The 22,457-nt window shown below is 73.5% G+C and carries 19 protein-coding genes and 1 rRNA gene; 5 read left to right on the plus strand and 15 right to left on the minus strand.

Going from position 1 to position 22,457, the window contains the following annotated elements; genetic code table 11:
• Positions 1-54 precede the first annotated feature (54 nt).
• Both ACH4ZA_RS17385 and ACH4ZA_RS17390 read right to left on the minus strand, forming a co-directional pair.
• Positions 55-681 carry an NUDIX hydrolase gene (locus tag ACH4ZA_RS17385; RefSeq protein WP_319279570.1) on the minus strand — a complete coding sequence of 209 codons (627 nt, stop codon included), beginning with the start codon at positions 679-681 and terminating at the stop codon, positions 55-57.
• 91 nt (positions 682-772) lie between these two features.
• Positions 773-2,422: a CTP synthase gene (locus tag ACH4ZA_RS17390; protein WP_319279571.1), complete on the minus strand. Its 1,650-nt coding sequence runs from the start codon at positions 2,420-2,422 to the stop codon at positions 773-775.
• A gap of 469 nt (positions 2,423-2,891) precedes the next feature.
• Between ACH4ZA_RS17390 and ACH4ZA_RS17395 the strand changes: the two genes are divergently transcribed.
• Positions 2,892-4,694, plus strand: coding sequence for a glycoside hydrolase family 15 protein (locus tag ACH4ZA_RS17395; protein ID WP_319279572.1), 1,803 nt, complete (start codon positions 2,892-2,894; stop codon positions 4,692-4,694).
• Between the two features lie 111 nt (positions 4,695-4,805).
• Complete coding sequence (locus tag ACH4ZA_RS17400) at positions 4,806-6,188, plus strand: FAD-binding oxidoreductase (RefSeq protein WP_398430158.1); 1,383 nt, start codon at positions 4,806-4,808, stop codon at positions 6,186-6,188.
• On the opposite strand, the gene ACH4ZA_RS17405 is transcribed toward ACH4ZA_RS17400, so the two are convergent.
• Complete coding sequence (locus ACH4ZA_RS17405) at positions 6,175-7,134, minus strand: LLM class F420-dependent oxidoreductase (protein ID WP_398430159.1); 960 nt, start codon at positions 7,132-7,134, stop codon at positions 6,175-6,177. The two genes, ACH4ZA_RS17400 and ACH4ZA_RS17405, sit on opposite strands and share 14 nt — an antisense overlap.
• 135 nt (positions 7,135-7,269) lie before the next feature.
• Here ACH4ZA_RS17405 and ACH4ZA_RS17410 point away from each other — a divergent pair, with 135 nt between their 5' ends.
• Complete coding sequence (locus tag ACH4ZA_RS17410; protein ID WP_319279575.1) at positions 7,270-8,913, plus strand: PucR family transcriptional regulator; 1,644 nt, start codon at positions 7,270-7,272, stop codon at positions 8,911-8,913.
• A 19-nt stretch (positions 8,914-8,932) separates the two neighbouring features.
• On the opposite strand, the gene ACH4ZA_RS17415 is transcribed toward ACH4ZA_RS17410, so the two are convergent.
• The 5 genes from ACH4ZA_RS17415 to ACH4ZA_RS17435 all read right to left on the minus strand — a co-directional run bounded on the left by ACH4ZA_RS17415 (position 8,933) and on the right by ACH4ZA_RS17435 (position 14,301).
• The gene (locus ACH4ZA_RS17415; RefSeq protein ID WP_319279577.1) at positions 8,933-10,060 is read right to left on the minus strand and encodes a glycosyltransferase family 4 protein; all 1,128 of its coding nucleotides are present in this window, start codon (positions 10,058-10,060) and stop codon (positions 8,933-8,935) included.
• 281 nt (positions 10,061-10,341) lie between these two features.
• Complete coding sequence (gene recN, locus ACH4ZA_RS17420) at positions 10,342-12,060, minus strand: DNA repair protein RecN (RefSeq protein WP_398430174.1); 1,719 nt, start codon at positions 12,058-12,060, stop codon at positions 10,342-10,344.
• Between the two features lie 165 nt (positions 12,061-12,225).
• Positions 12,226-13,131 (minus strand): NAD kinase, encoded by a 906-nt coding sequence (locus ACH4ZA_RS17425; RefSeq protein WP_319279578.1) that lies wholly within the window; start codon positions 13,129-13,131, stop codon positions 12,226-12,228.
• Positions 13,128-13,943 carry a TlyA family RNA methyltransferase gene (locus ACH4ZA_RS17430; protein ID WP_319279579.1) on the minus strand — a complete coding sequence of 272 codons (816 nt, stop codon included), beginning with the start codon at positions 13,941-13,943 and terminating at the stop codon, positions 13,128-13,130. Before ACH4ZA_RS17430 ends, ACH4ZA_RS17425 begins: the two co-directional genes overlap by 4 nt.
• Positions 13,944-13,950: 7 nt before the next feature.
• Positions 13,951-14,301, minus strand: coding sequence for a hypothetical protein (locus tag ACH4ZA_RS17435; RefSeq protein WP_319279580.1), 351 nt, complete (start codon positions 14,299-14,301; stop codon positions 13,951-13,953).
• A 42-nt stretch (positions 14,302-14,343) separates the two neighbouring features.
• Between ACH4ZA_RS17435 and ACH4ZA_RS17440 the strand changes: the two genes are divergently transcribed.
• Positions 14,344-14,691 (plus strand): sterol-binding protein, encoded by a 348-nt coding sequence (locus ACH4ZA_RS17440; RefSeq protein ID WP_319279581.1) that lies wholly within the window; start codon positions 14,344-14,346, stop codon positions 14,689-14,691.
• Here the strand turns inward: ACH4ZA_RS17440 and ACH4ZA_RS17445 are convergent.
• Genes ACH4ZA_RS17445 through ACH4ZA_RS17460 form a run of 4 tightly spaced genes read right to left on the minus strand, consistent with a single transcriptional unit; the run spans position 14,675 to position 18,832 of the window.
• Positions 14,675-15,601, minus strand: coding sequence for an ABC transporter ATP-binding protein (locus tag ACH4ZA_RS17445; protein ID WP_319279582.1), 927 nt, complete (start codon positions 15,599-15,601; stop codon positions 14,675-14,677). The genes ACH4ZA_RS17440 and ACH4ZA_RS17445 overlap by 17 nt on opposite strands.
• Positions 15,598-16,671 carry a FecCD family ABC transporter permease gene (locus ACH4ZA_RS17450; protein ID WP_398430175.1) on the minus strand — a complete coding sequence of 358 codons (1,074 nt, stop codon included), beginning with the start codon at positions 16,669-16,671 and terminating at the stop codon, positions 15,598-15,600. The genes ACH4ZA_RS17445 and ACH4ZA_RS17450 overlap by 4 nt, the downstream gene beginning before the upstream one ends.
• Before the next feature lie 41 nt (positions 16,672-16,712).
• A complete protein-coding gene (locus ACH4ZA_RS17455; RefSeq protein WP_398430160.1) occupies positions 16,713-17,759 on the minus strand; it encodes a FecCD family ABC transporter permease in 1,047 nt (348 codons plus the stop codon).
• Between the two features lie 44 nt (positions 17,760-17,803).
• Positions 17,804-18,832, minus strand: coding sequence for an HAD hydrolase-like protein (locus ACH4ZA_RS17460; RefSeq protein ID WP_319279584.1), 1,029 nt, complete (start codon positions 18,830-18,832; stop codon positions 17,804-17,806).
• Between the two features lie 74 nt (positions 18,833-18,906).
• On the opposite strand from ACH4ZA_RS17460, the gene ACH4ZA_RS17465 reads away from it, so the two are divergent.
• Positions 18,907-20,190, plus strand: coding sequence for a DUF1015 domain-containing protein (locus tag ACH4ZA_RS17465; RefSeq protein ID WP_398430161.1), 1,284 nt, complete (start codon positions 18,907-18,909; stop codon positions 20,188-20,190).
• An 84-nt stretch (positions 20,191-20,274) separates the two neighbouring features.
• Here the strand turns inward: ACH4ZA_RS17465 and ACH4ZA_RS17470 are convergent, their stop codons facing one another.
• The 3 genes from ACH4ZA_RS17470 to rrf all read right to left on the minus strand — a co-directional run.
• A complete protein-coding gene (locus tag ACH4ZA_RS17470; RefSeq protein WP_398430177.1) occupies positions 20,275-21,063 on the minus strand; it encodes a hypothetical protein in 789 nt (262 codons plus the stop codon).
• A complete protein-coding gene (locus tag ACH4ZA_RS17475; RefSeq protein WP_398430179.1) occupies positions 21,000-22,361 on the minus strand; it encodes a hypothetical protein in 1,362 nt (453 codons plus the stop codon). The genes ACH4ZA_RS17470 and ACH4ZA_RS17475 overlap by 64 nt, the downstream gene beginning before the upstream one ends.
• Positions 22,362-22,366: 5 nt before the next feature.
• Positions 22,367-22,457, minus strand: a 5S ribosomal RNA gene (gene rrf / locus ACH4ZA_RS17480); the annotation flags it as partial.

Consider the following 22,457-nt stretch of genomic DNA (forward strand, 5'->3'; position numbering starts at 1 on the left):
TCGGATCAACCGATCGTCACACCGCACGGGTGCGGGAGTGACTCCGGGGGCGGCTCACGCCTCGAACGGGCGGGCCGGCCACGGCGCCTCCGCCGGGCGCAGCGCGTCGAGCCCGTCGCCGTTCTCCGCGGCGACCAGCGACAGGACGCCGACGACGAGGCAGGTGTTGTGCACGTCGCCCGCGAGCACGGCCCGGACGAGGTCGGCGACCGGCACGCGCGCGTGCTCCATGTCGGCCTCCTCGTCCTCCACCTCGAAACGCCGCCCCTCGGCCTCGGAGAGGTTGCGGGCCAGGAAGATCCGCACCGACTCGTCACTGCCGCCGGGGGACGTGTACACGTCGGTGAGGACCCGCCAGTCCTCCGCCTTGACGTGCGCCTCCTCGTACAGCTCGCGCTGCGCCGCGTGCAGCGGGTTCTCGCCCGGCACGTCGAGCAGGCCGGCCGGGATCTCCCACAGCTTCTGCCGCACCGGGTGCCGGTACTGCTTGATGAGCAGCACCCGGCCCTCGTCGTCGACGGCGAGGACGGCCACGGACCCCGGGTGCACCTGGTAGTCCCGGCGGACCACCGACCCGTCGGGCATGACCACCTCGTCGGTGCGGACGGCGGTCTTGGCGCCCGTGAACGGGGTGCTCGTCGCCCGGATCTCCCACGCCTCGGGGGTGTCCTTGATCGTCATGCCGTGCGTCCTCCCACGTGCCACCTGCGCAAACGAAACCGGGGCGCTCACCCTTGAAGGTTTGCACCCCGGCCACCGTACAACTGGTGTGTTACTCAGAAGTCTTCCGCTCCACGGCCGCCTTCACCAGGCCGGCGAACAGCGGGTGCGGACGCGTGGGCCTCGAGCGCAGCTCGGGGTGCGCCTGCGTGGCGACCAGGTAGGGGTGGACGTCACGCGGGTACTCGACGTACTCGACCAGCTTGCCGTCAGGGGAGGTGCCGGAGAACAGGATGCCCGCCTTCTTCTCGAGCTCGGCCCGGTAGGCGTTGTTCACCTCGTAGCGGTGCCGGTGCCGCTCCTCCACGTACTCCTTGCCGTCGTACACCTCGCGGACGATGGACCCCTCGGCCAGCTTGGCCGGGTACATGCCCAGACGCATCGTGCCGCCCATGTCGCCCTCGCCCGCGACGATGTCGAGCTGCTCGGCCATGGTGGAGATGACCGGGTGGGCGGTGGCCGAGTCGAACTCGGTGGAGTTCGCGTCGCCGATGTCGGCCAGGTTGCGCGCGGCCTCGATCACGATGCACTGCAGGCCCAGGCAGAGGCCGAGCAGCGGGATCTTGTTCTCGCGGGCGTAGCGGATCGCGCCGACCTTGCCGAGCACGCCGCGGTCGCCGAAGCCGCCGGGGATGCAGACGCCGTCCACGTCGGCGAGCTGCGCCTTGGCGCCGGCCGGGGTCTTGCAGTCGTCGGAGGTGACCCACTTGATCTTCACGCGGGCCTTGTTCGCGAAGCCGCCGGCGCGCAGCGCCTCGGTCACCGACAGATAGGCGTCGGGCAGGTCGATGTACTTGCCGACCAGGGCGAGCGTGATCTCGTGGTCGGGGTTGTGGACGCGGTCGAGCAGGTCGTCCCAGGTCGTCCAGTCCACGTCGCGGAACGGGAGGTCCAGCTTGCGAACGACGTAGGCGTCCAGGCCCTCGCCGTGCACGGTCTTCGGGATGTCGTAGATCGAGCGGGCGTCCGGGCAGGCCACGACCGCGTCCTCGTCGACGTCGCACATCAGCGAGATCTTGCGCTTGATCGCGGTGGGCACCTCGCGGTCGCAGCGCAGCACGATCGCGTCGGGCTGGATGCCGATGTTGCGCAGGGCGGCCACGGAGTGCTGGGTGGGCTTGGTCTTCAGCTCGCCGGACGGGCCGATGTACGGCAGGAGCGAGATGTGCACCACGAACACGTTGTCCCGGCCGACCTCGTGCCGGACCTGGCGGACCGTCTCCAGGAACGGCAGCGACTCGATGTCGCCGACCGTGCCGCCCACCTCGGTGATCACGACGTCCACCTCGTCCGTCGCCATGCGGCGGATGCGGTGCTTGATCTCGTTGGTGATGTGCGGGATGACCTGCACGGTGTCGCCCAGGTACTCGCCGCGCCGCTCCTTGGCGATGACGGTGTTGTAGACCTGGCCCGTGGTGACGTTGGCGGAGCCGTCCAAGTCGCGGTCAAGGAAGCGCTCGTAGTGTCCGATGTCCAGGTCCGTCTCGGCGCCGTCGTTCGTGACGAACACCTCACCGTGCTGGAAGGGGTTCATCGTGCCAGGGTCGACGTTCAGGTACGGATCGAGCTTCTGCATGACCACGCGAAGACCGCGCGCCTTGAGCAGCATGCCGAGGCTGGAGGCCGTCAGACCCTTGCCGAGCGAGGAGGCGACACCCCCGGTGACGAAGATGTGCTTGGTCGTCGTGGATTTGGGCGTCATGGCCAAGAGGGGGCTCCCGTGGTCGCGATTCGAGGGTGCGGTTCGGGGGCTTCGAGACCACCGGTCCACGGGCTACCAGGGTATCAGCGCCGCGGGGGGACGGCTTCCGGCCACGCTCCGCGCACGGGCCGACACGCGCCGCCGTCCGCGCACCGGTTTATCACCCGGTGCTCACCCGTTCGGCCCACCCGCGTTGCCGCGAGCGGCACGCAGATCATCTACGTGCGTCGTATCCTGCTCGGACACTCGCTGCCGAGCCCGGCCGGCAAGACGGCACACCCCAGCCCGTATCCCACCGGAACAACGAGAGCTCGTCAGTTCGTTGAGCAATAATCGGCGTTTTGCCCCCAGGGCTGAGCGGCTGCTTTGCTTCAGCGCTCAACGACGCATTACCAACGACCCCTTGACCGCACTAGCGACAGCCCCCGTTTCCCCCGGGGGCGACGTGGCCGTTCGACTGGAGTTGCACGTGGCCGGGCGCATCGAAGACTACGCACTCATCGGAGACATGCAGACCGCCGCATTGGTCTGCCGGGACGGCACAGTCGACTGGCTGTGCCTGCCCCGCTTCGACTCGCACGCGATCTTCGCAGGACTGCTCGGCACCGAGGAGCACGGCTTCTGGCGCCTCGGCCCCGCGCACGCCTCCGACGCGCCCCCGCCACGTGCGGCCCGGCGCACCTACCGGGGCGACTCGCTCATCCTGGAGTCGGAGTGGGACACCCCCCGCGGGACCGTCCGGGTGACCGACTTCATGCCCCCTCGCGACGGCGCCCCCCAGCTGATCCGGATCGTCGAGGGCGTCTCGGGCCGTGTCCCCATGCGCTCCGCGCTGCGCATGCGGTTCTCCTACGGGCGGGTCGTGCCGTGGGTGCACAAGCACGAGGGCCGCACGGTGGCCGTCGCCGGCCCGGACTCGGTGTGGTTCGACACCGACTGCGAGACCTACGGCAAGGCGCTGACCACGTACGCCGACTTCACGGTCGCACCGGGCGACCGGATCGCGTTCACGATCTCCTGGGAGCCCTCGCACAAGCAGCCGCCGCCGCTCCCGGAGCCCGAGCAGTCGCTCCAGGCCACCGAGGACTTCTGGCGCGAGTGGGTCGAGCACTGCACGTACCACGGCCCCTACCGCGAGGCCGTGATCCGCTCACTGATCACGCTGAAGGCGCTGACGTACGGGCCGACCGGCGGCATCGTCGCCGCCCCCACCACGTCCCTGCCCGAGGACATCGGCGGCGTCCGCAACTGGGACTACCGCTACACCTGGCTGCGCGACGCGGCCATCACGCTGTCCTCGCTGCTGCGCACCGGCTACCGCGAGGAGGCCCGCGCCTGGCGTGAGTGGCTGCTGCGCGCGGTCGCCGGCGACCCCGAGAACCTGCAGATCATGTACGGCATCGCGGGCGAGCGCGAGCTCGGCGAGGCCGAGCTGGACTGGCTGCCCGGCTACGAGAACTCCGCCCCCGTCCGGGTCGGCAACGGCGCGGCGCACCAGCTCCAGCTGGACGTGTACGGCGAGGTCACCGAAGCCCTGCACCTGGGCCACATGACCGGACTGGCCCGCAACGACTACGCCTCCCTCCTCCAGCTGAAGCTGATCCGCTATCTGGAGCAGCACTGGGACGAGCCGGACGAGGGCATCTGGGAGGTGCGCGGCCCGCGCCGCCACTTCGTGCACTCCAAGGTCATGGCCTGGGTCGCCGTCGACCGGACGATCAAGCTGATCGAGTCCGGCGACGCCGACGGTCCGCTGGAGAAGTGGCGCGAACTGCGCGACGACATCCACCGGGACGTCTGCGAGAAGGGCTACGACAAGGAGCGCAACACCTTCACCCAGTCCTACGGCTCCAAGGAGCTGGACGCGTCCTTGCTGCTCATCCCGCAGATGGGCTTCCTGCCGCCGGACGACAAGCGGGTCATCGGCACCATCGAGGCGATCCAGCGCGAGCTGTCCACCCCGGACGGCTTCATCCTGCGCTACCCGACCTCGGGCGGCGACGAGGGCGTCGACGGCCTGCCCGGAGACGAGGGCGCCTTCCTGGCCTGCTCGTTCTGGATGGCCGACGACCTCGCGATGATCGGCCGGGTCGACGAGGCCCGCAAGCTCTTCGAGAAGCTGCTGTCACTGCGCAACGACCTCGGTCTGCTCGCCGAGGAGTGGGATCCCCGCCTGCAGCGTCAGGTCGGCAACTTCCCGCAGGCCTTCAGCCACGTCCCGCTGATCGACACCGCGCTGCGCCTGACGGCGTCGGGGGCGTACGGCGGCTGAGTCTTTCGGTTCGGTGACATGAGAGCCGGGTCCGGCGGCCCGACAGGACCGCCGGACTTCTCCCCGCCTACGCTGGGAGTCATCAGCCCCTGCACGGAAGGGGGCGCCCCCATGGCCTCCCCATCGAAGGCGGGCGCGGCTCTCGCCGCGCTCCGCGAGGATCTGGTCGGCGACGTGTTCGCCCCACAGGATCCGGGCTACGACGACGCCCGGACCGTTTTCAACGCGATGATCGACCGGCGTCCGGCGGTGATCGCCCAGTGCGTCGACGAGGACGACATCGTCCGCACCGTCCGCTTCGCCCGCGACCTTGACCTGCCGATCGCGGTGCGCGGCGGCGGGCACAGCGTCGCCGGCATGGCCCTGGGCGACGGGGCCGTGGTGGTGGACCTGCGGCATATGCGCGCGGTGCGCGTGGATCCCGCCGCCCGGACGGTGCGCGTCGCGGGCGGGGCCACCATGAGCGATCTGGACCGCGCCTGCGAGCCCCACGGTCTGGCCACGACCGGGGGCCGGGCCTCCACCACCGGCGTCGGCGGCTTCGTCCTCGGCGGCGGCACGGGCTGGCTGGACCGGTGCCACGGGCTGGCCGTGGACAACCTGCTCGGCGCGGAAATCGTGACCGCGGACGGCCGGCGGGTGCAGGCGAGCGCCGACGAGCACCCCGACCTCTTCTGGGCCCTGCACGGCGGCGGAGGCAACTTCGGCATCGCCGCCTCGCTCACCCTGCGGCTGCACGAACTGCCCGAGTTCGCCATCGCCCTGCTGCTGTACCGGCCCGAGTTCGGTCGCGAGGCCACCCGCACCTACCGGGACGTGATCGCCGCCGGCCCCGACGAGGCGAGCGGCGCGGTGCTGTACCTCACCGGCCCGCCCGAGGAGTTCGTCCCGCCGCACCTGGTGGGCTCGCTGCTGTGCGGGGTGCTGCTGACGTACGCCGGATCCGAGGAGGACATGCGCAAGCTGGCCGAGCCGCTGCTGGCGCTGCCGCACGAGTCGGAGATCGTCGGGGCGATGCCCTACGCCGGCGTCCAGTGCATGCTCGACGACCCGCCCGGGAAGCGGAACCACTGGTCAGCGGAGTACCTGACGGGCGCGCCCGACGACTTCGTGGACGTCTACTGCGACCTCGGGGAGTCCCTGCCGGTGCCGACGGGCAGCATGCACGCGCTGTTCCCGCAGGGCGGCGCGATCGCCGCCGGACCGCACGAGTACCCCGTGCCCTACCGTGACGCGCCCTGGGGCGTGCACCCCTTCGGGCTCTGGGAGGACCCGGCGGACGACGCCCGGTGCGAGCGGTGGGTCCGGGACGTGCGGGCCGGGTCGCAGCCGTGGAGCACGGGCGCGGTCTATCTGAACTTCATCGGCGACGAGGGCGCCGACCGGGTCGTGGCCGGCCTGGGCGCCGAGAACGCCCGGCGGCTCGGAGACCTGAAGCGCCGGTACGACCCGGACAACGTGTTCCGCTTCAACCACAACATCAGGCCGATCTGAGCGCCCTCAGGGTCCGCTCCCCCGCCGGGTCGCCGTCGGTGGCCGGGACGAGCGCGATCTCGTCGAGGCCCGCCCGGGCGTAGTCGTCGATCCGGGCGCGCACGGCGTCCAGGTCGCCGACCAGGCCGACGGTGGCGGCGGCCGCCGCCGGCAGGGCCCGGACCAGGGCGGCACGGTCGGCGCCGGCCGCCGCGAGGTCCACGGCCGCGCCGAAACCGGCCTCGGCGAACACCTCGCGGTATCCGGGCACCGTCAGGTAGCCGGCGATGCCGCCGAGGACCTGGGCGAGCGACTCGGGCGCCGGGTCGACGGCCGCGGGCAGCCAGGCGGCGAGCGCGGGCCGCGGGCGGCCCGCCCGCTCGGCCGCCGCGTCCAGTTTGCCTCGCAGCTCGCGCACCTGTTCGGGTGAGACGACGTCCAGCAGCATCCGGTCGGCGTGTGCGGCGGCCGTGGCGATCGCGCGGTCGCCGAACGCGGCCACGGTGAGCGGGCCGCCGGGCGGCGGGAGCCTGCGCCGGAAGGGACTGCCGACCACCACCGGCTCACCGGGCTCGGCGTGCAGCAGGGCCCGGACGGTCCTGGCCGTCTCCTCGAGCACGGCGGCGGGACGGGTCCGGGGCAGCCCGTGCACACCTTCGACCACCCGCCTGCTGGAGGTGCCCAGCGCCACGCCGACCGGCCGTCCGCCGGTGACGGCGGCGACGGAGGCGGCGCCCCGGGCGAGGCTGTACGGGTCGCGCACGGACACCGGGACCGGTCCCGCCGTCAGCGTCGCCCGCCCGGTGACCCGGCCCAGGGCGGCGGCCAGCACGAAGGCGTCCCAGGTCGGTCCTTCGCCGGCCCACACCTCCCGGTAGCCGAGCCGGTCGGCGAGCGCCGCCACCCGCAGCGGCTCGTCGACGGGGCTGTCGTCCTCACGTGCCACGGCGACCACACTGAAGTCCATGGGCCGCCGCTACCCGGTCCCGGGCCGCCCAACCGGCCCGCTCGCCCCAGGGGCCGTCGCACCGGCACCGCTCACGCCGTCCGCCGCGGGCCCCGCGGATGTTGCCGGGGCGTTCGCGCAGGTAGCGTCCGCTGCATGGACAGCCGCACGGACCACCGTTTCGACAGCCGCAGTGCCGGCATCACCGTGCAGCGCGCGCTGGAGCTGCCCGGACTGCGCAGCGGGCTCCCGGAGATCGTCGCGGGCGGGGACCGGCTGGGCCGCACGGTGCGCTGGGTGCACGCCGGCGAGGTCCCGCACATCGCCTCCCTGCTCAAGGGCGGCGAGCTGCTGCTGACCACCGGCTACAGCCTCGGCACCCGCCCGGCCGAGCAGCGCGCGTTCGTGCGGACGCTGGCCGAGCGGGGCATCGCGGCCCTGGTGATCGAGCTGGGCCCGCGCTTCACCCGGCTGCCGTCGGCCCTGGTGGAGACCGCGCGGGCCACCGGTCTGCCCCTCGTCCAGCTGCACCGCGAGGTGGCGTTCGTGACCGTCACGGAGGAGATCCACACCGAGATCGTCAACGGTCACCACGCGCTGCTCCAGCGCGCCGAGGAGGTTCACCGGCGCTGCACGCAGGCCCTGCTCGGCGGCGGCGGCATCCCGCAGGTGCTGGGCATCCTGGCGGACTTCGGCGGCAACCCGGTGTTCCTGGAGACGCCCGACGGCCAGCTGCTGTACGCGGCCGGCGAGGGGCCGCAGGGGGCTGATCCGCTCCAGGTGTGGGAGGGGCTGCGCGGCCCGCACAAGGACGCGCCGCCGCCCGCGGGCTCGGTGCTGGTGGACGTGCCCGGGGGCGGGCCGGGGGCGGGTTCGGTGCGCGCCCGGCTCGTGCTGCTGCCCGTGCGCGCCCCTCTCGCACCGGTGCACCGGATCGCCGCCGACCGGGCGGCCGGGATCCTGGCCGTGGTGCTGATGCAGGCCCGCCAGGAGGAGGAACTCGCCGCACGCGGCCGGGGCGACTTCCTGACCGACCTCGCCGAGGGCCGGATCGCCGAGCAGGACGCTCCGGCGCAGGCCCGGGTCCTCGGGTTCCGGCCCGGCGCCGGCCCGCTGCTGCCGGTCGTCATGCGGCTGGGCGAGGGGATCTCGCCGGGTGCGGGCTGGGCGGTGCTGGCCCGGGCGGTCGCCGAGGAGCTGGCGTCGGTGGGCGTGCCGGTGCTGCTGGGCGTGCGGCCGGTGGAAGGCCGGGTGCCGGTGCTGCTGGGCCTGCGCGAGGAGCAGGAGCGCCCGACGGTGGCGGACCGGGTCGCGGCGGCGCTGCGGGCGGGAGTGGAACGGGCGGGGATGCGGCGGCCGGGGGCGCCTCCGCCGGTGGTCGTCGTCGGGGTGGCGGGCGGCTGGGCGGCCGCCTCGGCGGGGCTGCGGCACGCGGCGGAGACGGCGACGGCCGCGCAGGGTCTGCCGGACCGCCCTTGGTACGACGCCCGCCGCCTGGACATCGACCTGCTGTTGTGGCGGCTGCGCGGCCACCCGGACCTCGCGGCCTTCGTCGACCGGGCGATCGGCCCGGTCCGTGACCACGACCGTCGCTCCAAGCCGCCGCTGCTGCCGACCCTGGAGACCTACCTGGCCCATGCCGGACGGAAGGCGGAGACGGCCCGCGAACTGCATCTGAACCGGCAGACGCTCTACAACCGCCTCGCCCGCATCGGCGAGCTGCTCGGCACCGATCTGGACGACCCGCAGACGGTGCTGGCGTTGAGCCTGGCCCTGCGGGCGCGCAGACACCTGCCCTGAGGACTGCGGGGGACCGGTGTCAGATCATGGGCCGGGGCTGCGTCAACTCGTCGTAGACGCTGAGGACCTGAGCGACCGTCTCGTCCTCGGTGGGCCAGGTGGCGGTCTGCCGGGTGCCCAGGTCCCGCAGCCGCTCGCACCGTTCGGGATCGTCGAGCAGGCGCAGGACGGCGGCAGAGAAGGCGTCCGAGTCGCCGGCGGGCACGAGTTCGGCCGCGTCCCCGACGAGTTCGCGGACCCCGCCGGACAGCGCCGCGACGAGCGGCACGCGCGCGTGAAGGGCCTCCTGCGCCAGGACGGAACGCGACTCGCCGCCGCCGGGCAGCAGTGCGAGGTCGGCGGCGGCGAGCAGCTCGCTCGCGTCGTCCCGTCGGCCGAGCAGCCGGACCGGCAGGTCCTCGTCCTCGATGCGGCGCTGGAGCTCGGCCCGCTGCGGGCCCTCGCCCGCGATCACCACCAGGGGCGGGCAGTCGAGCCGGCGCCACGCGCGGGCGGCGTCCAGCAGGAGGCCGTAGCCGCGGTGACGGTCCAGGGAGCCGATCGCCATGAGCAACCGGCGGTCGACGGCGCCCAGTTCGGCTCTCAGCTTGCCGGCCGGCCGCTCGGCGTCCTCCCGTCCCTCGTCCCGGCGGGGGCCGGGCAGCGCCACGGCGGCGAGCCGCGCGTCACGGGCTCCGGTGCGCCGGGCCCGGTCGACGAGATCGGAGGTGGCGCCGAGGACGACGGCGGCCGTCCTCGCGACGCGGCGCTCCAGCAGCCGCCGCAGGTGGGCGCGGGCGCCCTCGACATGAGCGCGGTCGTGCCAGGTGACGACGAGCGGGGTGGAGCGGCCGCTGAGCGCGAGGACGGCGCGGAAGGAGGCGTGCAGCCCGTGCGCGTGGACGAGGTCGGCGCCCGTGCAGGCCGCCCGGAGCGCCGCCACGGACCCCGGATCGCTGCTGCGCGGCACGTGCACGTGCTCGGCGCCGACGCCGGTGAAACCGTGGGCGTGATCGGCTTCGGCGGGGGCGCACACCGTCACCCGCACGCCCCGCGCGACGAGCCCCGCTGCCAGGGAGCGCACATGTGCGCTGCTGCCGGCGTTGCCCCCGCCGAGCACCTGGACGGTGCGCAGCGACGACTGGCCGTGCGGTGAGGGGCTGCTCACGTGGCCGGGGCTCCTGGTTCGGCGTCGGACGGTCACGGGGAAACGTACCGAAGGACCGCGGGCGGAGGGTGGACCGCTGACGTTCCTCCACGTACTCCGCCCAAGGATGCCAGCACGCACCGGTGTTCGTGCCCCGGAGCTCCACGGCGAGGGCCCGCAGACCCCCCTCTGTCACCTACACGGGTGAAGAGGGTCGCAACTCTGTTCGCACCCGTGACCCGCCGGCGACAGCATTCCTCCGGCCGCCCGCCGGCCGGCCCTCGTGCCTGAGCCGCTGCCCGCTACCCGTCCCCCCGAGCCGCGGCGAGCAGCTCCTCCGCGTGGGCGCGGGCCGTCTCGGAGTCCTCCTGGCCGGCCAGCATGCGGGACAGCTCGCGGATGCGCTCCTCGCCCTCGAGGACCTTCACGCCGGACCGGGTCACCGTGCCGTCGTTGGTCTTCTCCACCAGCAACTGCCGGTCGGCGAACGCGGCGACCTGCGGAAGATGGGTGACGACCACGACCTGCGCCGTCCTCGCGAGCCGCGCCAGCCGCCGGCCGATCTCCACGGCCGCCTTGCCGCCGACGCCCGCGTCGACCTCGTCGAAGAGATACGTCGGAACCGGGTCCGTCCCCGCGAAGACGACCTCGACGGCCAGCATCACCCGGGACAGCTCACCGCCGGACGCGCCCTTGGCGATGGGCCGCGGCGGCGCGCCGGGGTGCGGGGCGAGCAGCAGCTCGACCTCGTCCACGCCGGCCGGCCCGTAGGCGACCGGACGGCCGCCGACCTCGACGCCCTCCGGGTCCTCGGTCTGCCGGATCGCGAAGGACACGCGCGCGTGCGGCATCGCCAGCGACGCCAGCTCGGCCGTCACCGCGGCGGCGAACTGCCCGGCGGCCTCCGTGCGCGCGTCCGTCAGCGCCTGCGCCAGCCCGCCCAGTTCGGCTCGCAGCGCGTCCCGCTCGGCGGTCAGCTCGTCGATGCGTTCGTCGTCGCCGTCCAGTTCGGTGAGGCGCGCGGCGCTCTGCTCGGCCCAGGCGAGGACGGAGTTCACGTCCTGCCCGTACTTGCGGGTGAGCGCGGTGAGCGCGGCCCGCCGCTCCTCCACGGCCGACAGCCGCAGCGGGTCGGCGTCGAGGTCGTCGGCGTACCCGGCCAGCTCGCCGGCCACGTCGCCCAGCAGGATCCCGATCTCCCCGATCCGGTCGGCGAGCGCCGCCAGCGCCGGATCGTGCGACCTGACGGCCTCCAGGGCCCGCTGCGCGCCCGCGACGAGCGTGGCCGCGTCGATGCCCTCGGGGTCCTCGGGACTGGCGGCGAGAGCGGCGTGGGCGGCCGTGGCGGCCGACGACAGCGCCTCCGCGTGCCCGAGCCGCTCGGCCTCCTCCGCGAGCTCCACGTCCTCGCCGGCGCGGGGCTCGACGCCGGCGATCTCGTCGAGTCCGAAGCGGAGCATGTCGGCCTCCTGGGCCCGCTCACGCGCGCGCGTGACGATCTCCTCCAGCTCGCCGGCCACCGCCCGCAGCCGCCGGTAGGCCTCCGCGTACTTGGCGAGCGGCTCGGTCACCGCGTCGCCCGCGTACCGGTCGAGCGCCTGCCGCTGCCGGGACAGCTTCAGCAGCCCCTGCTGGTCGGTCTGCCCGTGCACGGCCACCAGCTCGTCCGCGAGCTCGGCGAGCACGCCCATCGGCACGCTCCGCCCGCCCACGTGCGCCCGTGACCGCCCTTCAGCGGAAACGGTACGGCTGATGAGCAGCGCCCCGTCGTCGAGTTCGGCCCCGGCCTCCTCGGCCCGGACCAGCACCGAGGAGTCGGCGGGCAGGGCGATCCGCCCCTCGACCACCGCCTTCTCCGCACCGATCCGCACCAGCGCGGGGTCGGCCCGCCCGCCCAGCAGCAGCCCGAGGCTGGTGACGACCATGGTCTTGCCCGCGCCCGTCTCGCCCGTGACCGCGGTGAACCCCGGCGACAGCTCGACGACCGCGTCGTCGATGACTCCGAGCGACCGTATCCGCATCTCCTCCAACACGGAGAAGACCTTACGAGGTCCGGCGGCGGAAGTGCGAGGCACCCTGTCACCCGCGCGGGTGGAGATGACCGATGCGTGTGCGAGAGCGACCGGCCGCTCACTCTCCGCGGCCGCCGCCGGACCACTGCGGATCGCGCCGGACCCGCCGCGACCTCAGTGCCGCGCGCCGCGCCACCCGGACACCGGCAGCGCGAACTTCGCCACCAGACGGTCGGTGAAGGAGGCGTGGTGCAGCCGCGCCAGCCGCACCGGCACGGCGCCCCGCCGCACCTCGACGCGGGCCCCCGCGGGCAGCTCGAAGGTCCGCCGCCCGTCGCACCACAGGACGCCGGGCGGGATGTGCGGCAGCAGCTCCACGGCCAGCACCGAGTTGGGCGAGGTCACCAGGGGCTTGGCGAAGAGCGCGTGCGCGCTGATCGGCACCATCAGCAGGGCCTCGACCTCGGGCCAGACCACGGGACCGCCGGCCGAGAAGGCGTACGCCGTGGAGCCGGTCGGGGTCGACAGTACGATGCCGTCGCAGCCGAACCCGGTGACCGGCCGCCCGTCGATCTCCAGCACGACCTCCAGCAGCTTCTCGGCGCCGGCCTTCTGCACCGCCGCCTCGTTCAGCGCCCAGTCGGTGTGCACGATGTCGCCGTTGCGGTGCACGATGACGTCGACGGTCATCCGCTCCTCGACCTCGTACGCCTTCGTCACCACCCGGTCGACGACCTTGTCCAGGTCGTCCCGCTCGGCCTCCGCGAGAAAGCCGACGGAGCCGAGGTTGACGCCGAGCATCGGCACCCCGGAGGCCCTCGCGAACTCCGCGCCGCGCAGCAGCGTGCCGTCGCCGCCCAGCACGATCAGCAGCTCGCACCCCTCGAGGCACTGCGGGGTGGCCTCGGAGACCAGCTCCACCGCGTCCGGCAGCGGCAGGTCGGCGGCCTCGTACTCGAGGACGCGCACCCCGATGCCCTCGCGCAGCAGCCCCTTGACGACCAGTTCGGCACTGCGGATGGCCGCCGGCCGCCCGGTGTGGGCGAGCAGGAAAACAGTACGAGCTCGGTTCAGAGTCACTGCGGCCCCTCCGCAACTGCACGGTCGACGTCGGCCGGGTCCAGGACCGGCGCCCCGGCCCGAAGCCACAGAAAGTACTCGACATTGCCCGACGGCCCGGGCAGCGGACTGGCGGTCACGCCGCGCACCCCGAGCCCCAGGTCCCACGCCTTCCCGGCGACCCCCCGCACGGCTTCCGCCCGCAGCTGCGGACTGCGCACGACGCCCCCGCTGCCGAGCCGTTCCTTCCCCACCTCGAACTGCGGCTTCACCATCATCACCAGGTCCGCGTCCGGCCCGGTGCACCGTGCCAGAGCGGGCAGCACCAGCCCCAGCGGGATGAAGGACAAGTCCCCCACGACAAGATCCACAGGCTCCCCATCGATCGCTTCAAGCGTCAACTCGCGTACGTTCGTACGGTCCTTGACGGTGACGCGTTCATCGCTCTGCAGAGACCAGGCGAGTTGTCCGTATCCGACGTCGACGGCGACCACGTGCGCCGCCCCGGCCCGCAGCAGCACGTCCGTGAACCCGCCGGTCGAGGCTCCGGCGTCCAGCGCCCGCCGACCCTTCACGACGAGCCCGCGCGGCACGAAGGCCTCCAGCGCGCCGGCCAGCTTGTGGCCGCCCCGGGACACGTAGTCGGGGTCGTCGGCGTCGACGGAGACGACGATCGCGGCCGCCGTCTCCACCTGCGTGGCCGGCTTGGTCGCGACGGCCTTGCCGACGGTGACCCGCCCGGCGGCGATCAGCTGTCCGGCGTGCTCACGCGAACGCGCGAGCTTGCGGCGGACCAGCTCCGCGTCCAGACGGCGACGTGCGACTCCTGCCACGTTCGGTTCAGCTCCTGTGTTGTCCGTACGGCGAATCAGGGGACGGGACCGGACGGTCTCGTCCGGGGGCGACGGTCGGACGACCGGCGGGACCCGAAGGCCCCGGGCGGGCGTCGAGCGCGGTGAGCGCGTCGCGCAGCCCCCGGTGTACATCCTCGTACACCTCGACGTGTCCGTCGGTGGCGAGGTGGTCGGCGTCGGCCAGCCGTGCCAGGTGCGCGTCCGTCTCGGCGTGACCGGTGGGGGTGCGCGGCACGCCGAGCGGGGCGGGGGCCGCCGGGTCGTGCTCCGGCTCCCGTTCGTCGGGCGCGGTCCGTGCCTGCGGCTCCGTCCCCGTCTGCGGCACTGTGTCGCTCATGCGCAGACGCTACCTCGAACGTCTGGGGTACCGTCGGTCGCCATGGCCACGATCGAGGAGTGCCGCGCCGCACTCGAGAAGCTCTCGGAGAACATGAGCCGCGCCGAAGGGGACGTCCGGGCGGCCGCGGCCCTGGACCGCTCGGTGAGCTGCCGGATCACCGACCTGGACGTCACGTTCGTCGGCCGGATGGCGGCCGGCCGGATCACCGTCCACGACACCCTTCAGGGTCCCCCTCGGGAGAAGGCCGAGATCCGGCTGACGATGACCGGCGACGACCTGGTCGCGCTGGTCGCCGGCGAGCTGAACTTCGCCAAGGCGTGGGGCTCCGGGCGGGTCGGGCTCGAGGCCGGCCTGCGCGACCTGTTCCAGCTCAGGAAGCTTCTGTAGCGGCCGCCGATGCGTCTGCGGCGACCGCCGCGACCGCCCGCCCGGCCCGCGCCCGCGTCTTCCGCGCCGCCGGCACCACGAGCGGCGTCCCGGTCTCCGGATCGTCGACGACCTGGCAGCGCAGCCCGAAGACCTCCTCCACCAGGCCGGCCGTGACGACGTCCTCCGGCGCGCCCTGCGCGACGACCTCGCCGCCCTTCAGCGCGATCAGATGGGTGGCGTACCGGGCCGCGTGGTTGAGGTCGTGCAGCACGGCCACGAGCGTGCGCCCGTGTTCCTCGTGCAGCTCGGCGCACAGGTCGAGGACGTCGATCTGGTGCTGGATGTCGAGGAACGTGGTCGGCTCGTCGAGCAGCAGCAGCGGGGTCTGCTGGGCGAGGGCCATCGCGATCCACACCCGCTGGCGCTGACCGCCGGACAGCTCGTCCACGTACCGGTCGGCCAGCTCGCCGACCCCGGTCCGGGCCATGGACTCGCGCACGACCCGCTCGTCCTCGGCCGACCACTGGCGCAGGATCCCCTGGTGCGGGTACCGGCCCCGTCCGACGAGGTCGGCGACGGTGATCCCGTCCGGTGCGACGGACGACTGCGGCAGCAGGCCCAGCGTCCGCGCGACCTTCTTCGCGGGCATCGACTGGATGACCTGGCCGTCGAGCAGCACCCGCCCCTGCTGGGGCTTCAGCATCCGCGACAGGGCCCGCAGCAGCGTCGACTTGCCGCAGGCGTTCGGGCCGACGATCACCGTGAAGGAGTGGTCGGGTATCTCCACCGACAGCTCTTCGGCGATGACCCGCTGGTCGTAGGCGAGGGTGACGTTCTCGGCGGACAGGCGGTTCACGGTGCTCCTTCGGTCGTTCGGCCCACGGCCTTCCCGTACAGGGGTGCTCTCCTCGCGTGCGGCGGCGCTCATATCCGGCCCGCCCTGCGCTCGGTGACGAGGAGCCACAGCAGGTACACCCCGCCCAGCACGCCGGTGACGACTCCCACGGGCAGCTGTCCGTCGCCGAAGAGCCGTTGCGAGGCCAGGTCGGCGGTGACCAGCAGGGCGGCGCCCATGCACAGGGACGGCACGAGGTTCGGCCCGGGCGAGCGGGTCAGACGCCGGGCGAGCTGCGGCGCGGTGAGCGCCACGAAGCCGACGGGGCCCGCGGCCGCGGTGGCGGCGGCGGTGAGCAGCACGGCCGCGACCAGCATCACCAGCCGCACCCGCTCCACCCGCACCCCCAGCGCGTGGGAGACGTCGTCGCCCATCTCCGTCATCCGCAGCCCGCGCGCGTGGGCGAGGACGAGCGGCACGAGCACACAGACCAGCGTGAGCAGCGGCCACACCTGCTTCCAGTCACGGCCGTCGAGGGTCCCGGTCATCCACACGACGGCGCGCGCCGCGTCGACGAAGTCGGCCTTGGTCAGCAGATAGCCGTTGACCGCCGTCGCGACGGCCGAGACGCCGATGCCGACGAGCACCAGCCGGTACCCGTGCACCCCCTGCCGCCACGCCAGCAGGTAGATGAGGGCCCCGGTCACCAGGCCGCCCACCAGCGCGCCGACGGTCACCTGGGTGGCGCTCCCGGAGAACAGCACGATCATGACGAGCGCGCCGGCCGTCGCCCCCTGCCCGAGCCCCAGCACGTCGGGGCTGCCCAGCGGATTGCGCGAGACGGCCTGGAACAGGGCGCCGCCGAGCCCGAGCGAGGCGCCCACGAGCAGCCCCACGAGGACCCGCGGCAACCGCAGTTCGTTGACGACGAACTCCTGTCCGGCGTCACCGTCGCCGAGCAGTGTCCGGACGACGTCACCCGACGAGATGGGGAAGTCCCCGGTGCCGATCAGCACCACGCTCGCGGCGAGCGCGGCCGCCACCAGCAGCACCACGACGACGAGCGCCCGCACGTCCAGCCGGACGGACAGCCCGCCCGGGCCGCGCAGCGCGCGACGGCCGCGAGAGGGCCTCCGCGCGGCCTCCCGCCCGGTCTTGTGCACGGTCTTCGGTGCGGTCTTCGGTGCGGACTTCTGCGCGGTCTTCACAGCTGGGCCGTCCTCCGCCGTCGTACGAGAAAGATGAAGACCGGGCCGCCGATGATCGCGGTGACGATGCCGACCTGGACCTCCGAGGGGCGCGCCACGACCCGGCCGAGGACGTCCGAGCCGAGCAGCAGCACCGGCGACAGGACCGCCGCATACGGCATGATCCAGCGCAGGTCGGGGCCGGTGAACGAGCGGACGACGTGCGGGACCATCAGGCCGACGAACACGATCGGCCCGCAGGCGGCGGTCGCGGCGCCGCTCAGCACGGTCGCGGCGAGCATCGACAGCGCCCGGGTTCGGGTGAGGTCCGCGCCGAGCGCCCTCGCCGTGTCGTCGCCCATGGCCACCGCGTTCAGCGGACGGGCGAGCACGAACGCGAGGAGCGTGCCGACCACCAGGAAAGGCAGCACCTGCCGCACGGTCCCCTCGGTCGCCGAGGACAGCGAGCCCACCGTCCAGAAGCGCATCCGGGCGAGCGCCGCCTCGTCCATGATCATCACGGCCTGGAGGTAGCCGTAGAGGGCGGCGCTGATCGCGGTGCCGGCGAGCGCGAGCCGCACCGGCGTGGCCCCGCGGCTGCCGCCCAGGAACCAGACCAGCACACCGACCGCCGCCGCACCGCAGAACGCGAACCACACATAGCCGTTCAGGCTCGTGACGCCGAAGAAGGTGATGGCGGTGACGACGGCCGCCGACGCGCCCGCGTTGATCCCGAGCAGCCCGGGATCGGCCAGCGGGTTGCGCGTCAGCGCCTGCAGCACGGCCCCGGACAGACCGAGCGCGGCCCCCACCAGCAGTCCCAGCACCGTCCGCGACAGCCGCTCGTCGACGACGACGTCCGCGTACGTCCCCGAATCCGCGAACAGCCCGTGCCAGACCTGGGCGACCGACAACTCCTTGGCGCCGACGGCGATGCTCGCCACCGTCACCAGCAGGAGGAGCACCAGGGCGGCGAGGAGCCCCGCGGCCCTCGACGCCGCCCGCCGGCCCGGGGGCACGGGGGCGGTCTGCGCACGCTGTTCGGGAACACTGTCGACCAACACCCAGTTAGGTTAGCCTACCCTCCCATCACCCTCGGGAGCCGGTGTCACAACCCCAGCCGCGCCAGCGCCTTCCCGGCGTCCAGCTCGCAGCCCCCTGCACCCGCGGCAGACCAGGCCGCCGCGCACAACGCCCGCAGCCCGTCCAGGTTTTCGCCCTCCCCCGACAGCTCCAGCCTCTCGGCGCCGGCGGCCGCCGTCCAGCCGCCGCAGCGGAAACCCCCGCCGTCCGCGGTGACGTCCGGCTGCCCGGTGAGCATCCCGCGCAGGTCGGCGTCGACGTACGTCGGCCGGTGCTGCGGCGGAGCCGCCAGCAGCTGCGCCCCGTCGGTGACCCCGGTGAGGACGAGCAACGAGTCGACCTCGCCGTTGAACGCACCCTCGATGTCCGTATCGAGCCGGTCCCCGACGACCAACGGCCGCTCGGCGCCCGTCCGCAGGATCGTCTCCCGGTGCATCGGGGGCAACGGCTTCCCGGCCACCTGCGGCTCGGCGCCCGTGGCGATCCTCACCACCTCGACCGCCGCCCCGTTGCCCGGCGCGATCCCCCGCCCGCTGGGAATCGTCAGGTCCGTGTTGGAGGCGAACCACGGCACCCCGCGCGCGACCGCGTACGAAGCCTCCGCGAACCGCCCCCACGCCAGATCGGGTCCGCCGAAGCCCTGCACCACGGCCGCCGGATCGTCGTCCGCGGACTCCACCGGCACGAGCCCGCGCTCGCGCAGCGCGACCCGCAGTCCCTCCCCGCCGATCACCAGCACCCGCGCCCCTTCCGGAACCTGCTCACTGATCAGCCGTGCCACCGCCTGCGCCGAGGTGATGACGTCCTCGGCGCGCGTCGGTATCCCCAGCTCCGTGAGATGGCCCGCCACCGCGTCGGGTGTGCGCAGCGCGTTGTTGGTGACATACGCGAGCCGCATGCCCCCCGCGCGCGCGGCGGCCAACGACTCGACCGCGTGCACGATCGCGTTCCCGCCCGCGTACACCACTCCGTCGAGATCGAGCAGCGCCGTGTCGTACGCCTCGCTCAGGGCCTGCCCACTGGCCTCGGGCCTCGTCCTGACGCTTCGGCTCATTCCGCATCGCTCCTCGTTCGCTGCCGCTTTCCCCCGATCATCCCGCATGCCGCCGACACACGTACGATGCCGGGATGAACTCAGCAGGTCACTCGGAAGCGACGGCGCCCCGAGGCCTGGAACTCACCCCGTTCCGAGGCCTGCGCTACGACCCCGACCGGGTCGGCAGTCTCGCCGCCGTCACCTCCCCGCCCTACGACGTGGTGGTCCGCCCCGACGGCCTGCACCACCTCCAGGACGCGGACCCGTACAACATCGTCCGGCTGATCCTCCCTCAGGCCACCAGCCCCGAAGTCCGCAACGAACAGGCCGCCGGCACCCTGCGGCGCTGGCTGGCGGAGGGCGTCCTGACGGCGGACGCCGAGCCCTCGCTGTACGTCTACGAACAGCGGCACGCCGACGGAATGCTGCAGCGCGGCCTCATCGGCAACCTGCGTCTCTCGGACCCGTCGGAGGGGGTCGTCCTCCCCCATGAGGACGTCATGCCGCACGTCGTCGCGGACCGCGCGGCGCTGATGCGGGCCACGCACGCGAACCTCGAGCCGCTCCTGCTCACGTACCGGGGCGGCGGCGCGGCGACGGAGACGGTCGACCGCACGGCCGCCGGCCCCCCACTGCTGTCCACCACCACGGACGACGGCTACAGCCACCGCCTCTGGGCGATCACGGACCCCGCCGACACGGCCCGCGTCCAGGCGGACCTCGCGCACCGTCAGGCCCTCATCGCCGACGGCCACCACCGCTGGGCGACCTATCTGCGCCTGCGCGCGGAGCACCCTTCGCCCAGCGCCTGGGACCAGGGTCTGGTCCTCCTGGTGGACACCGCCCGCTACCCCTTGCGCGTCCGCGCCATCCACCGCCTCCTGCACGGCCTGCCGGTCGCCGACGCGCTCGCCGCACTCGAGGGCCGGTTCCGCGCCCGCCGGCTCGACGTCGCCCTCCCGGAAGCCCTCGACGCCCTCGCGGACGCCACGACCGCGGGCAACGCGTTCCTGCTGGCGGGCGACGACGCCTTCCACCTCCTCGACCGTCCCGACGCCGCCCTCCTCGACCGCACGATCCCGGCCGACCGTCCCGAGGCCTGGCGAACCCTGGACGCAACGGTCCTGCACTCCACGCTCCTGGCGCACATATGGCACGTCCCCGAGGACGACCCGGCCCGCATCGCCTACATCCACGACGCGGCGGCCACGGTGCGCAAGGCACGACGCGACGGCGGCACGGCGGTCCTGCTGCACCCCGTCCGCGAGGAGGTCGTCCGCGACCTGGCCCGGCAGGGCGTCATGATGCCCCGCAAGTCCACGTCCTTCGGCCCCAAGCCCGCCTCCGGCCTGGTCCTGCGCGCCCTGGACGTCTGAGAACCGGTGCCCTGAACGCACGAAGGGGCGGGATCCGGTGACCCGGATGCCGCCCCTCAGCGCCGTCAACGACGCGCGCGCACGTCAGTGGTCGTCACGGTCGTCCTCGCGGTCGGCCTTCTCCGCGGCCGCGTCGTCGGCCTCGCCCGCCGCCTCGTCGACGCCCTCGTCGGTGTCGTCCTCGCTCCCGCTCTCGTCGAGAGCGTCGACGAAGTCCACCCCGTCCAGCTCGGCAAGCCGGTCGGAGGCGTCGGTGCTGCCGTCCCGGTCCGCCTCCACGGCCTTGGCGAACCACTCGCGCGCCTCGCCCTCACGACCGGCGGCGAGCAGCGCGTCGGCATACGCGTACCGCAACCGCGCGGTCCACGGCTGGACGGCACCGGCGGCCAGCTCAGGGCTCTGCAGCGTCACGATGGCCGCGTCCAGCTGCCCCATGTCGCGCCGGGCGCCGGCCGCGACGAGCCGCATCTCTACCTGTCCGGCCTTGTCGAGCTTGTTCACCTCGGGGGCGCCGGCCATGTCCAGGGCCTTCTCGGGCCTGCCGAGCCCGCGCTCGCAGTCGGCCATGACGGGCCACAGCTCCGCACTGCCGGTCATCCGCCGTGCGGCCCGGAACTCGGCGAGCGCCTCGCTGTACTTCTGGTTGGCGTACGCGGCGAACCCGCCCGCCTCCCGCACAGCGGCGACCCGCGACGCCAGGCGAAGGGCGATCTTGGAGTACGCGTAGGCGCGCTCGGGGTCCTCGTCGATCAGCCGCGCGACCATCACCAGGTTCTTCGCGACGTCTTCGGCAAGCGTCTTGGGCAGGCTCAGCAGCTCCTGCCTGACGTCCTTGTCGATCTCGTCGCCGGTGACGTCCTCCGGAATCGGCAGCCGCTTGATCGGCTCCCGGTCCCGGTCGCGGTCGTCACGGAATCGGCCTCCGCCGCCCTGCCGGTCGTCCCGTCCGCGGAAACCTCCGGCCGGCCGCCCACCGCGGTCGTCCCGACGGGGACCACGGTCGTCCCGCCCACGGAACCCACCGCGTTCCCCGCCCCGGTCGTCCCGCCGGCCGAAGCCCCCACGGTCGTCCCGCCGGTCGTCCCGCCGGTCATCGCGTCGCTCGTCCCGACGGAACGAGGGACGGTCACCGCGATCGTCACGCCGATCGTCGCGCCGGTCGTCACGACGGAAGGCCGGACGGTCACCGCGGTCGTCCCGCCGGAACGCCGGACGGTCCCCACGATCATCCCGGCGGTCGTCACGCCGGAACGCCGGACGGTCCCCACGATCATCCCGGCGGTCGTCACGCCGGAATGCGGGGCGGTCGTCACGGCGGTCATCGCGGCGGAACGCGGGTCGGTCGCCACCACGGTTGTCGTCCCGACGCGGGGCGGGCCGGTCGCCGCGGTCGTCCCGGCGGAACGCCGGACGGTCCCCACGGTCGTCCCTGCGCGGCCCACGGTCGCCCTCACGCCGATCGTCCCGGCGGTCGTCCCGACGACCGCCGAAGCCACCACGGTTGTCGTCCCGACGGAAGGCCGGACGGTCACCGCGGTCGTCACGGCGGTCGTCACGCCGGAATGCGGGGCGGTCGTCACGGCGGTCATCGCGGCGGAACGCGGGTCGGTCGCCACCACGGCTGTCGTCCCGACGCGGGGCGGGTCGGTCGCCACCACGGTTGTCGTCCCGACGGGGGGCGGGCCGGTCGCCGCGGTCGTCCCGGCGGAACGCCGGACGGTCCCCACGGTCGTCCCTGCGCGGCCCACGGTCGCCCTCACGCCGATCGTCCCGGCGGTCGTCCCGACGACCGCCGAAGCCACCACGGCTGTCGTCCCGACGGAAGCCACCACGGTTGTCATCGCGGCGATCGTCACGACGGTCGTCGTCGCGACGGAAGCCACCGCGCTCGCCCCGCTCGCTGCGGCCGGCGGAACCCCGGTCGTCGCGACGACCGTAGCTCCCACGGTCGTTGTCACGGCGGTCGTTGTCGCGGCGGAAACCACCACGCTCACCACGGTTGGCGCCGCGGTCGCCGCGGTCCCCACTGTCCCGTCGCCGCTGGTCGCGCTCCGGTCGGTCGTCGGGAGAGTTGGTGGACATCGGTGACTCCTGTCTTCGGTACCACAAACATTGTAAAAACAAAAGGACCCCTGGTCCCAGCTGAACGCTGGGACCAGGGGTCCTTCCAAAGATTGTTCGGCGGTGTCCTACTCTCCCACAGGGTCCCCCCTGCAGTACCATCGGCGCTGTGAGGCTTAGCTTCCGGGTTCGGAATGTAACCGGGC

This window comes from Streptomyces sp. NPDC020597 (assembly GCF_044335095.1).
In the GTDB taxonomy this organism is placed as follows: Bacteria; Actinomycetota; Actinomycetes; order Streptomycetales; family Streptomycetaceae; genus Streptomyces.